Below are 12,549 nucleotides of genomic sequence, written 5' to 3' on the forward strand. Positions count from 1 at the left end.
GCCCGCGCCGCGCTTTGCACGGATTTCACAGCGGTTTCGCATCGGAAAGCGCGTGCGGTGCATCGGTTTCTTATCGGCAACAGACATACACCATCAGGCGACATGGCCGCATTCCTCACGCTTCGACCCTGCTCACAGCGCTTTGCAATCGCTCATGGCGGCCACGCTGTCCGTGGCGCCCAGGCTCCGCAAGGAGGCCGCATTTGAGCGCGCGCCAATTGCCCGCGGGGCTGATGCTCGTCCACGGCAACGAGCCCGAGCGCCTGCGTGACCTGATCGTGCAATGGATCAGCCAGCACCCCATCGCGCCGCTCGAAAAAGAAATGCTGCTCGTGCAGAGCAACGGCATCGCGCAGTGGCTCAAGCTCGCGTTCGCGGCCGATCCCGAGGACGGCGGCTGCGGTATCGCGGCGGCGCTCGAAATGTCGCTGCCGTCGCGCTTTCTTTGGGCCGTTTATCGCGCGGTGCTGGGCGAGGACGCGGTGCCGCCGGTCTCGCCGTTCGACAAATCGCGCCTCGTCTGGCGTCTCATGCGCATGCTGCCCGCGCTGCTCGATACGCCCGGCTACGAGCCGCTCAAGCGCTTCATGGCGAACGACGAGGAGCAGCGCAAGTGCTTCCAGCTCGCGCAGCGCGTGGCCGATCTGTTCGACCAGTACCAGGTCTATCGCGCGGACTGGCTCGCCGCGTGGGCCGCGCACGACGACGTGGTGATCGACGCACGCAACAACCGCGTGCCGCTCGCCGACGACGCGCGCTGGCAGGCGGCGCTCTGGCGCGCGCTGCTGGCCGACGTGAGCGCGAGCGCGCCGCACGGTAGCGCGCTGGCGCTCACGGGCCGCGCCGCCGTGCACGAGCTTTTCATGGAGCGCGCCCAGGCATGGCAGGAGGGCGATACACGTCCGCGCGGGCTGCCGCGCCGCCTCGTCGTGTTCGGCATTTCGAGCCTGCCGCGCCAGTCGCTCGAAGTGCTGGCCGCGCTCGCGCGCTGGAGCCAGGTGCTGCTGTGCGTGCACAACCCCTGCATGTATTACTGGGCCGACATCGTCGCCGACCAGGACCTGTTGCGCGCGCGGCACGCGCGCCAGCGCCGCCGTGAAGGGGCGCCGGCCATACTCGACGAGTCGCAATTGCATCTGCACGCGCAGCCCTTGCTGGCGGCGTGGGGCAAGCAGGGGCGAGACTTCATCGGCTTGCTCGACGAATACGATAGCGACGAAGCGCGCGAGACCTATACGCCGCATTTCACGCGCATCGGTCAGCGCATCGATCTCTTCGACGGCGGTGAAGCGCATACGCTGCTGCTGCAGTTGCAGGACGACATTCGCGATCTGCGGCCTTTGCCCGAGACGCAGAAGCATTGGCCCGCTGTCGATTCGCAAGTGGACGAGTCGATCCGCTTCCACGTGGCGCACAGCGCGCAGCGCGAAGTGGAGATCCTGCACGACCGGCTGCTGGCGGCGTTCGCGGCGGACCCGGCCTTGCGGCCGCGCGACGTGATCGTCATGGTGCCCGATATCGAGGTCTACACACCGCACATTCAGGCCGTGTTCGGCCTCGTCGAAAACGACGACCCCCGCTATATCCCGTTCAGTATCGCGGACCGCGCGCAACGGGCATTCGATCCGCTGATCGGCGCGCTGGAAATGCTGCTTTCGCTGCCCCATGCGCGCGTGACCGTGAGCGACGTGCTCGACCTGCTCGAAGTGCCGGCCGTGCGCGCGCGCTTTGGCATCGAGGCCGAAGACGTGCCCACGCTGCGTAACTGGATCGATGGCGCAAACATCCGCTGGGGCCTCCATGGCGAGCAGCGCGCGAGCCTGGGGCTGCCGCAAGGCGAAGAGGCGAGTGCGCCAAACAGCTGGTCCTTCGGACTGCGACGCATGCTGCTCGGCTACGCTGCGGGCGACCGCTCGGGCACGTGGCGCGGCATCGAACCGTACGCCGAAATCGGCGGCCTCGACGCCGCATTGCTCGGGCCGCTCACGCGCCTCGTCGATGCGCTCGATCACGCATGGCGCACGCTGCGCGAACCGGCCAGCGTCGAGGTCTGGTGCGAGCGCCTGCGCGCGTTGAAGGCCGCGTTTTTCGCCGCCGGTGAAGGCGAGGATGCCTATACGCTCGAACGTCTCGACAACGCGCTGGAAACGTGGCGCGAGGCCTGCAACGAGGCCGCGCTCACGGATGCGTTGCCGCTCGCGATCGTCGCGGAGAACTGGCTCGGGCAGCTCGACGGCGGCGGCCTCGCACAGCGCTTTTTCGCGGGCGCGGTGACATTCGCCACGCTCATGCCGATGCGGGCGATTCCGTTTCGCTACGTGTGCCTGCTGGGCATGAACGACGGCGACTATCCGCGCAGCCGCACGCCACTCGATTTCGACCTGATGCGCCGCGACTATCGGCCAGGCGACCGCTCGCGGCGCGAAGACGATCGTTATCTGTTTCTCGAAGCGCTACTTTCCGCGCGCGATCATCTGCATATTTCGTGGGTGGGCCGCAGCGTGACCGACAACACGCCGCGTCCGCCCTCGGTGCTTGTCGGGCAGTTGCGCGACCACCTGAAGGACGGTTGGCGGCTCGCGCAGCACGAGGACGATGCGCCTCACGGGCCCCATGCACTACTCGATGCGCTGACGATCGAACACCGTCTGCAGCCATTCAGCGCCGACTACTTCCCCGCCGATCCGCGCAGCGCGACGCTCTATACCTACGCGCACGAGTGGAGCCGCCCCGTGCCGCTGGCCGGCGCGGAGCAGGCGGATACGGGGCCCTTGCCAGTGGCCGAGCGCGACGAGCCGCTTTCCGTGCGCGAGCTGGGCGACTTCCTGCGCGATCCGGTGCGCAGCTTCTTTCGCCAGCGTCTGCGCGTGGGACTCGAAATGCAGGACGAGGCGAGCGAGAATCACGAGCCCTTCGAAGTGGATGCATTGCAGGCGTGGCAGTTGCAGGGCGAACTGATTCGCGCACAATTGACCGCGATGGAGCAGGGCGTTGCGGACCTCGATACGGTGGCGCGCGCGCGTCTCGAACGCATGCATCGCAGCGGCGACCTCGCGGCGGGCGGCTTCGGCGAAGTGATCGGCGAGGAGCTGCTCGCGCCGATGCAGGATCTTTTCGGCGAGTATCGCAAGGCGCTCGCGCGCTGGCCCACGCCGCTCGCGCGCCAGTACGAAATTCGTCTCGATACGCAAATCGATGGCCGTGCGCTCGCGATTCAGGACTGGGTCGACGATATCCGCGAAGGCGAGGGCGGCGCACTGGGGCGCGTCATCCTCGATGCGGGCACGCTCGTCAAGGACAACAAATATCGCGGCGATCGTCTCGTCGCGTACTGGGTCGCGCATATCGCCGCGCAACTCGCGGCCGGCGAGGTGACGACGGTGGTCGTGAGCAAAGTGGGCGTGGCGGAATTCGCGCCCGTTGCCCAGGCCGTCGCGCGCACGTGGATGCTTGCGCTGCTCGCGGCGTGGGACGAAGGCGGACGGCGGCCGTTGCCGCTCGCCGTGAAGACCGCGTTCGCGTGGCTGCGCAAGCTGCCGGTGGATTTCGATCGTGTGTCCGGAACCGTGCCCGCCGAGGCGTGGGACGCCGCCCGCACGGCTTACGAAGGCGCCGCGCGCATGCCTGGCGAGCGTGACACCAATCCCTATCTGCGCAGGGCATTTCCCGATTTCGACGCGCTCGTCGGCGACGGTGAATTCGTTGCTCTGGCAACGACATTGCTGATGCCGGTACAGCGCGCGCCGCTTGCCTCGTCGAAGCCGGAACGCGGTGCCATGGGCGCTGCCAATACCGCAGGAGAAACCGCATGACCCCGGCAGACGACATGATCGCCGACGTGCTGGAGCCCTTGCGCTTTCCCCTTTATGGCAGCCGCCTGATCGAAGCGAGCGCGGGCACCGGCAAGACGTTTACGATTGCAATGCTGTACGTACGACTCGTGCTGGGCCATAGCGGCGAAAGCGCTGAGCATGACGAAATAATCTCCGCGCACGAGGGCATGCGCGCGCTTACGCCGCCGGAAATCCTCGTGGTGACTTTCACGGATGCCGCCACGAAAGAACTGCGTGAGCGCATTCGCGCGCGCTTGATCGAAGCGGCCGAGTATTTTCGCGCGCACCCCGACGATGTGCCGCTACGCTCGCCCGGTGACGATCTGCTGCACGATCTGCGGGAGGAATACGCAGCGGACCGGTGGCCCGCTTGCGCGCGGCGCTTGCAGCTTGCCGCCGAATGGATGGACGAGGCCGCGGTTTCGACGATCCACGGCTGGTGCAACCGCATGCTCAGCGAGCACGCGTTCGATAGCGACAGCCTGTTTTCGCAGACGCTGGAGACCGATCAGACCGAACTGCGTGCCGAAGTGGTGCGGGACTATTGGCGCACGTTCATGGCGCCGCTCGATGCCCAGAGCGCGGCAGAAGTGCGCGCCTGGTTCGCGAGCCCCGACGACTTGTACAACGCGATTCGCGGCCTGCTCGCGCATGCGGAGTTGTTGCCCGAGGCGCAGGCGCCCGAGGCGGCGCTGCTCGACGCCCGCAATCGGGCCCAGGAGGCGCTCGAAGCGCTCAAGGCGCCTTGGCGTGCCGGCATCGACGAGGCACAAGGGCTCATTGCGGCGGCGCGCGAGAAGAAGCAATTCGACGCGAAGAAGCTGAATACGCGCCATTGCGAAATGTGGTTCGGCAAACTGCGCGAATGGGCGAACGATCCGGACAGCGCGCATCCCGGCTTCAAGGACGATGCGGCCGTCTGGACGCGCCTCACGCCCGCCGGTCTCGCCGAAATCTGGAAAGACGGCACGCCGCCCTCACACGCGTGCTTCACCGCGATGGAGACATTGTGGGAAGCGCTCGCCGCGCGTCCTGAGGCGAAGCGGCCCATTCTGTGCCATGCGGCCCGTTGGGTCGCGCAGCGCTTCGCGCAGGAAGAAGCGCGTCGTTCGCAAATGGGTTTCGACGACTTGCTCACGCGTCTGCTCGCGGCGTTGAAGAAGCCGAACGGGCCGCGTCTTGCCGAGATCATCCGCAAGCAGTATCCGGTCGCGCTGATCGACGAATTCCAGGACACCGATCCGGTCCAGTACCAGATCTTCGATGCGGTCTACGACATCGGGGCGAACCGCAGCGAGACGGCAATCATCTTGATTGGCGATCCTAAGCAAGCGATCTATGCGTTTCGCGGCGCCGATATCTATACCTACCTGCGCGCTCGGCGCGCCTGCGCGGGGCGTCTCTATACGCTCAAGAAAAACTTCCGCTCCACGCGCGCGATGGTCGACGCGGTGAACCGCTGCTTCGAGGCGGCGGAGTCGCGTCCCGAAGGCAGCGGCGCGTTTCTGTTTCGCGGCGCGCAAGGCGAGATGAATGCGCTGCCGTTCGTTGCCGCGGACGCACATGGCCGTGCCGACGAACTCGTGGCGGGCGGCAGCGCACTTTCGGCGCTCAATGTCTGGTGGCTGCCCGCTGCGGAAGACGGCAAGCCCTTGAGCAAGACCGCTTATTTCGCCAGCATGGCCGCGAGCTGCGCGAGCGAAATGGTGCGCCTGCTCAATCTGGGCCAGGCCCAGGCCGCGGGCTTCGAAGGCGAGCACGGCTTGCGGCCCTTGCGGCCCGCGGATATGGCCGTGCTCGTGAACAACCGCGACGAGGCGCGGGCGATTCGCGAAGCGCTCGCACAGCGTGGCGTGCGCAGCGTCTATCTGTCCGATCGCGATTCCGTGTATCAGACGCCACAGGCGGAGGAATTGCGCTACTGGCTCGGCGCCTGTGCGGAGCCCGACGATGGCCGTCTCGTGCGCAGCGCGCTCGCCACGGCTTCGCTCGGCCTCGGGTGGAGCCAGCTCGATGCGCTCGGCCGCGACGAGATCGCATGGGAAGCGCGCGTGCTGCAATTCCGTGGCTATCGCGAGGTGTGGCGCAAGAAGGGCGTGCTGCCGATGCTGCGTCGTCTGCTCAACGACTTCCACGTGCCGCAGCGTCTGCTCGGGCAGAGCGCGGCCTCGGGCCTCAATGGCGAGCGTGCGCTCACGAATCTGCTGCATCTGGCCGAACTGCTTCAGCAGGCGAGCACGCAGCTCGACGGCGAGCACGCGCTCATCCGCTATCTCGACGAGCAGCGCGAGGACGAAAGTGCGGGCGGCGGAGGCGATGCGCGCCAGTTGCGGCTCGAAAGCGATGCGGGGCTCGTGCAGGTGGTCACGATCCACAAGTCGAAGGGCCTTGAATACCCGCTCGTGTTCTTGCCGTTCGCATGCGCGCATCGCGCCGTGAAGGCCGATGACGTGCCGTTCAAGTGGCACGATGAAAACGGCGATCTGCACATCACGCTCGAAGCGGACCCGCGCGTGCTTGCACAAGCCGACCGCGAGCGCCTGGGCGAGGACTTGCGCAAGCTGTACGTCGCGCTCACGCGCGCGCGTTACGCGACATGGATAGGCTATGCGCCGTTGCAAAGCGTGGAGGCGAGCGCGTTCGGCTACCTCATGGGCGGCGGCGCGGCCTTGCCGGCGGACCAGAGTGCGATGCTGCTCGAAACGTTGCGTGGCTCGTGCGCGGACATTGCCGTGGCGCAGGCGCCGGAGCCGGGCAACGAAATATTCGCGCAGCAGGGGCCGGGCGTCGTGCGTGGGCATGCCCGCACTTTCCCGCGCCGTGCGCGCGTGCCATGGTGGATCGCGAGCTATTCGAGCCTGAAGACGGTGGAGGGGGCGCAGGATGCCTACGCCGCGCACGCGGAGGAAGAGGCGCGCATGGCGCCCGATACGCGCGGCGAAGACGTGTTCCTCGAATTGCTCGATGCGAGCGCGCCCGTCGACGAAGACGCCGCGCTTGCCACGTCCGAGGCCAACCTCATTGCACCGGCGGGTGCGCCGATGCATGGTTTCGAGCGTGGCGCCGACGCGGGCAGCTTCCTGCACGAACTGATGGAGTGGGTGGCGAACGAGGGCTTCGCGGAGATCGCGCAAAACGAGGCGCGTTTGCGCGACATGATCGCGCGCCGCTGCAGCGTGCGCGGCTGGGATCGCTGGATCGACACGCTCACGCAATGGATGCTGGCGTTCATCCGCATGCCGCTGCAACTGCCTGCATTCGATGGCGAGGCGGTGCCGCCCGTCGTGCTTTCATCGCTCGACAAGCCGTCCTATATGGCCGAAATGGAGTTCTGGGTCGCAGTGCACAAGGTCGACACGGAGGAGCTCGATGCGCTCGTCACGGCGCTCACGCTCGACGGCGCGGGCCGTCCGCCGCTGGATGCGACGCGGTTGAACGGCATGCTCAAGGGCTTCATCGATCTCGTGTTCATTCACGAAGGCCGCTATTACGTGGCCGACTACAAGTCGAACTGGCTGGGTCCCGACGACGCTTCCTATACGCCGGCCAGGATGCGCTCGCAGATCCTCCATTCACGCTATGAATTGCAATACGTGCTGTATCTGTTCGCGCTGCATCGCCTGCTCAAGTCGCGCCTGCCCGACTACGACTACGACCGCCACATGGGCGGCGCGGTCTATATGTTCCTGCGCGGTGGTCACGCGCCGAGCCAGGGATTGCATTGCGAGCGCCCGCCGCGCGAGCTGATCGAGCAACTCGATGCGCTGTTCGCGCATCATGGCGCGCTGGAGGACGCAGTATGACGAAGCGACGTACCACGGGAGCACGCGGGACGAAGGACGGCATCGGCGTGACCGGGGATCTGTTCGAGCAATTCGATGCGGAGCATGACGAAATGCCCGAGGAGCCGGTGCGGAACATGTCGTCCGCCGATGTGGTTGCGAGCGCAACCACATGCGAATCGTCGGCGCAGATGCTTGGCACCCTCGAACGTTGGGTCGAACGCGGCTGGCTGCGCACGCTCGATGGCGCCTTCGCCCGCTTCTTGCTGGACGAGGCGCCCGATGCACCACCGCTTTTGCTGCTGGCTGCGGCGCTCGCGAGCCATCAACTGGGACGCGGACATGTTTGTCTCGACCTGCAGGCGACGCTCGCTGATCCGGCATTCGCGCTTTCCTTGCCGCCCGACGGCCCGCAGGTGCTCACCGACGAGCCGCCGCTGCCGCCCGCCGAGGTGCTGGCCGGCGTGACGCTCACGCAGTGGCTGAGCGCGCTCGACGCACCCGATCTGGTCGGGCGCGAGCAAGGCAGCACGCCGCTCGTGCTGACGGGCACGCGCCTCTATCTGCGACGCTACTGGCAATACGAGCAGGACGTGCGCGCGGGGATCGAGGCGCGGCTCGCGCACGGTGCCCGGCTCGAGACCGGGTTGCCCGCCGCGCACGCGCGTGCGGCGCTCGACGCGCTGTTTGCGCCGCGCCGTACCGATGCGAAAGGCGCGGACTGGCAGAAGCTCGCCTGCGCACTGGCGGCGCGTAGCGCCTTCAGCATCATCACGGGCGGCCCAGGCACGGGCAAAACGACCACGGTCGTTAAATTGCTCGCGCTGCTGCAGACGCTTGCGCTCGGGCGCGTGGCGGCGGGCGCGCGGCCATTGCGGATTCGTCTCGCGGCGCCCACGGGCAAGGCGGCGGCACGCCTGAACGAGTCGATCGCGGGCGCCGTTGCGAGGCTGCCGTTCGAGACGCTCGCGCAGCAGGTGGACGCCGCCGCGCTACGAAGCGCGATTCCGACCGTGGTGACCACATTGCACCGCGTGCTGGGCACGCGGCCGGGCAGCCGGCGCTTTCGCCACGATGCGGGCAATCCGCTGCCCGTCGACGTGCTCGTGATCGACGAGGCTTCCATGGTCGATCTCGAGATGATGGCGGCCGTGCTCGATGCCTTGCCGCCCACGGCGCGTCTCGTCCTGCTCGGCGACAAGGACCAATTGGCCTCGGTGGAGGCCGGCGCGGTGCTGGGCGAACTCTGCCAGCGCGCGCGCGAAGGCCACTACACGCAGGCGTCTCGCGCCTGGCTCGAGGCCGCGACAGGCGAACGAATCGACGCGGCCATGCTCGACGAGCATGGCACGCCGCTCGATCAGGCTGTGGCGATGCTGCGCGAGAGTCATCGTTTCGCATCGGAAAGCGGGATCGGCGCGCTTGCCGATCTCGTCAACGCGGGCGATGCCACCGGTGTGGCGAAAATATGGCGGCATGGCTACGCGGATCTTGCGCGGCTCGTTTGCCCCGCGCAGGACGACGCGCTGCTGCGCGCGCTCATCGTCGATGGTGTCGTGAGCGAGGCGCCTGATGAACATGCCGCGAGCGATGCGCCCGAAGGTGCCGCGCAGCGGCGCGGCTACCGGGACTACCTGGTCAAGATGCGCGCCTTGCGTCCCGAGGCGGGCGCGTCGTCCGAAGCGTTGTCCGGGTGGGCGGCAGCGGTGTTGAAGGCGCATACCGAGTTCCAGCTGCTGTGTGCGCTGCGGCGCGGCGCATGGGGCGTGGAAGGCCTCAACCGGCGCGTCGCGCGGATTCTGCAGGAGGAAGGGCTGATCGCGCCGCTCGGCGACTGGTACGCGGGTCGGCCCGTGCTCGTCACGCATAACGACTACGAACTAGGCTTGATGAACGGCGATATCGGTATCGCACTCGATCTGCCGGTGGAGGCGGGTGCGCCGCCGGTGCTACGCGTGGCGTTTCCGGCCGGCGATGGCACGGGCGGCGTGAAATGGGTATCGCCAAGCCGCTTGCAGGGTGTCGAGACCGTGTTCGCGCTGACCGTGCACAAGTCCCAAGGCTCGGAGTTCACGCACGCGGCGCTGGTGCTTCCCGATACCTATAGCCCGATCCTCACGCGCGAACTCGTCTACACCGGCATCACGCGGGCGCGGGCGTTTCTTACGCTGGCGCTTCCCGAAGGGCGTTCGGTGCTCGACCGCGCGGTGCAGGCCAAGGTCCAGCGCGCGAGCGGCTTGATGGCGGGCCTGGCTCAGGACGCCGCGGCTGAGCGAAGCCGGACGGCGTAGAGAAAATTTCCGATCCGATAAGGAGAAACGGCCGCGCAGGTCGGACCTCGCGGCCCGACCGTTCCAATCGGAAATCGGGAAAACAACTGGCGCGTCGTTAAACGATCGTCAGCGTGACGTCGATGTTGTTGCGCGTGGCGTTCGAGTACGGGCACACGATGTGGGCCTTGTCGACGAGTTCTTGCGCGGCCGCGCGGTCCATGCCGGGCAGCGAGATGCGCAGCTCGACTTCGATGCCGAAACCGTTGGGAATCGCGCCGATGCCCACGCGGCCATTGATGGAAACGTCGGCCGGAATAGCGATCTTGTCGCGCGCGGCGACGAACTTCATCGCGCCAATGAAGCAGGCGCTATAGCCTGCCGCAAACAGTTGCTCGGGGTTGGCGCCGTCGCCGCCCCATCAGGAAACGACTTTCCACATCGCCTCAACATCTTCGAGACGCGTCTTCGTATGAAACAGGCGGCTCGCGAGCACGCTGCCTTGCAGCGCTGCGAACAACGTGCGCGCCGCGTTCTCGGGCTTGCCTTTTGCCACCAGCGTGCCTTCCTTGACACCTTGCTCCAGCACTTTCGCGAGCCACGACTCATTGGCGCGGAAGAACGCCTGCACCGCCTGACGCACCGCTTCGGGCAGCGTCTCGATGTCGGCGGCCAGCATGCCGCACAGGCAGATCTGGTTGCCGTCGCCGAGCGTCTTGCCGAACAGCCGCGTGTACGTGGCGAGCTTTTCGTTTGCCGGCAGCGCCGGGTCCACCGCCTGCAGGGCGCGCATGACCTCGTCGCTGTACTGGCTCACGGCTTCGAGCACCAGGTCGTCTTTCGACGGAAAGTAATAGTGGATGCTCGACGTTTTCACGCCCACGAGTTCGGAAAGGTCGCGGTAGCTGAACCCGTTGTAGCCGCGCAGCATCATCAACGTGATGGCGTGGTCCAGCACTTGTTCGCGCACGGTGAGTTTCGTTTCCATGGGCTACAATTTATCTACTGGAAGATAGACTGTCAAGTACCGATACGAAATAAATGTGTTCCATGTTCCGGCGAAACCCCGCGCCGCCCGCGTCAGGCGGAGGCGGAGCGGGGTTTCGTGCCGTTGCCGGACTTTGATGGTGCTTCGTCGGGTCCGGTAGCGGCGTTCTCAGGTAATCAATGCCAAAGCAGGGCGATGAGAATAATGATCGGAATTGGGACACCTAACAGATAAAGAAGAATCGAACGCATGCCAGCCTCCTGTTGTTTTGAGCAGAGAGCATCCCTTCAACGCCGTCACAATTCGCGCATCCGGCCGCCGATCGTTGCCCCGAGACTGGCGGCAAACGCACCCATGAGCAGCGAAATAAACAGCCAAAGCGTGACGTGGATGGCCATCTTGCGAGCCTTGTCGGCCTTGTCCCGTGCGGCGGTTTCGAGCGCACGCGTCTTGTCCTGCAAACGCTGCCAGGTATCGGTGACTCGCGCGCGGGCGTCCGCGGGCGCGAGCCCGGTCTGCTGGGCCACAATGCGCGTGACGTAGTCGCTATCGTTGGAAGACAGCGTGCCACCGGCCGGGAGCGTATTGAGGAAAATGCGCGCGATCTCCTGCTTTTGCGCGGCGGTTGCGAATGCGCCGCCGGGTTCCTGCGCGACGCCTGCAGGCGTGTTGGCTGCAGGACGCAGCATGCCGTCGATCAGATAGCCCATTGGCCAGCTGTCGTATGCAGCCAGTGCGTTGCCGCGATCGAGCACGCCGCTATCCGCTGCCATACGTTCGCCGCTCGACGCAGTCGCCGCTTCGGCGGTCACGCCTTCGCGTATCAGGCCTGAAACGGCGGAGCCCAGCGCGATTACGGTGAGGAGCGTCGCGAGCGACCACGCGAGGAAGCCGTGCGCCGTGTCGCGAAAGTGCACTTCGTCCGCACTCGCGCTGGGCCAGTGACGACGCAGGCGACCGGCCAGATACCCGCCGAGGCTCGAAGCCATTATCTGTGTCACACAAACCCAAACGATGGCTGCAAAGCCGAATGTTTTCGCGTGCGCGCCGTTGCCGGGCCAGGGCGAGAGTGACGAAAGACCGAGCCCCGTGCCGAGCATCAGCAGAATCAGTGAGAATGCGGCCATTGCGAAGGCCCCGGCTACGATCGCGCTCCATGAGAGCGGTGCTGCTTCGCGCGCATTCCAGCGTGGCGCGCCGCGCGCTTGCGCGAAGTCTTCGGTTAGCCGATCCGTGTTTTCCATGACACCTCCGCTCTCGGTGATGGCTCGTGCTGCGCAATGCAGATGGCGCGGAGCCCGTAGTGCATGAGCAGAATACGTGCCGCGCTCCGGATCGCCGCTCTGGCACGGACATCGAGACCCTTTGGGGTTGCGCTCCAGCGCCGTCGATGCGGTGCGCGCAAGCACAAGCAGCACGGCGCGACCGGCACGGCTTTTATTCAAGGCGCCATAGCACTGCGAGTCGGCAGAACGTCATGGATCGAGATTGCGCGAAAATTTTTACGTCAGTCGCCAGCACCTGCTCGTCAAGTTAGCAAAATCTACCTGATCGCTATAGAGGCCTTATGAATACCGAACGCGTTGCGCGAGGCTCACAGGTCGTCGCTCGACGAGATCGAGCGGATCATCGTGCAGGAGGCGGCGCGCACCGCGCCGGGAAATCCGGGAACGCCC

At 66.3% G+C, this 12,549-nt stretch carries 5 protein-coding genes and 1 pseudogene; 3 read left to right on the top strand and 3 right to left on the bottom strand.

Going from position 1 to position 12,549, the window contains the following annotated elements; translation table 11 throughout:
• Positions 1-203 precede the first annotated feature (203 nt).
• From recC to recD, 3 genes are read left to right on the top strand one after another with little or no spacing between them, the layout of a single operon-like run.
• Entirely contained in the window at positions 204-3,812 is a 3,609-nt protein-coding gene (gene recC, locus U5775_RS33550; protein ID WP_322062429.1) for an exodeoxyribonuclease V subunit gamma, read from the top strand.
• Positions 3,809-7,636: an exodeoxyribonuclease V subunit beta gene (gene recB / locus U5775_RS33555; protein WP_322062430.1), complete on the top strand. Its 3,828-nt coding sequence runs from the start codon at positions 3,809-3,811 to the stop codon at positions 7,634-7,636. Before recC ends, recB begins: the two co-directional genes overlap by 4 nt.
• Positions 7,633-9,906, top strand: coding sequence for an exodeoxyribonuclease V subunit alpha (gene recD / locus U5775_RS33560; RefSeq protein ID WP_322062431.1), 2,274 nt, complete (start codon positions 7,633-7,635; stop codon positions 9,904-9,906). Before recB ends, recD begins: the two co-directional genes overlap by 4 nt.
• Positions 9,907-10,003: 97 nt before the next feature.
• On the opposite strand, the pseudogene U5775_RS33565 reads toward recD, so the two are convergent.
• The 3 genes and pseudogenes from U5775_RS33565 to U5775_RS33575 form a co-directional block, all read right to left on the bottom strand.
• Positions 10,004-10,303, bottom strand: a pseudogene (locus U5775_RS33565) (organic hydroperoxide resistance protein); the annotation flags it as partial.
• A gap of 3 nt (positions 10,304-10,306) precedes the next feature.
• Positions 10,307-10,873, bottom strand: coding sequence for a TetR/AcrR family transcriptional regulator (locus U5775_RS33570; protein ID WP_322062432.1), 567 nt, complete (start codon positions 10,871-10,873; stop codon positions 10,307-10,309).
• Between the two features lie 296 nt (positions 10,874-11,169).
• Positions 11,170-12,117: a hypothetical protein gene (locus U5775_RS33575; RefSeq protein ID WP_322062433.1), complete on the bottom strand. Its 948-nt coding sequence runs from the start codon at positions 12,115-12,117 to the stop codon at positions 11,170-11,172.
• Positions 12,118-12,549 lie beyond the last annotated feature (432 nt).

It is taken from the genome of Paraburkholderia sp. J63, assembly GCF_905220245.1.
Lineage (GTDB): Bacteria > Pseudomonadota > Gammaproteobacteria > Burkholderiales > Burkholderiaceae > Paraburkholderia.

Bases quoted from the DNA above. Each gene is read 5' to 3' on its own strand.
- recB (WP_322062430.1), top strand. From the start codon at position 3,809: ATGACCCCGGCAGACGACATGATCGCCGACGTGCTGGAGCCCTTGCGC.
- U5775_RS33570 (WP_322062432.1), bottom strand. From the start codon at position 10,873: ATGGAAACGAAACTCACCGTGCGCGAACAAGTGCTGGACCACGCCATC.
- recD (WP_322062431.1), top strand. From the start codon at position 7,633: ATGACGAAGCGACGTACCACGGGAGCACGCGGGACGAAGGACGGCATC.
- U5775_RS33575 (WP_322062433.1), bottom strand. From the start codon at position 12,117: ATGGAAAACACGGATCGGCTAACCGAAGACTTCGCGCAAGCGCGCGGC.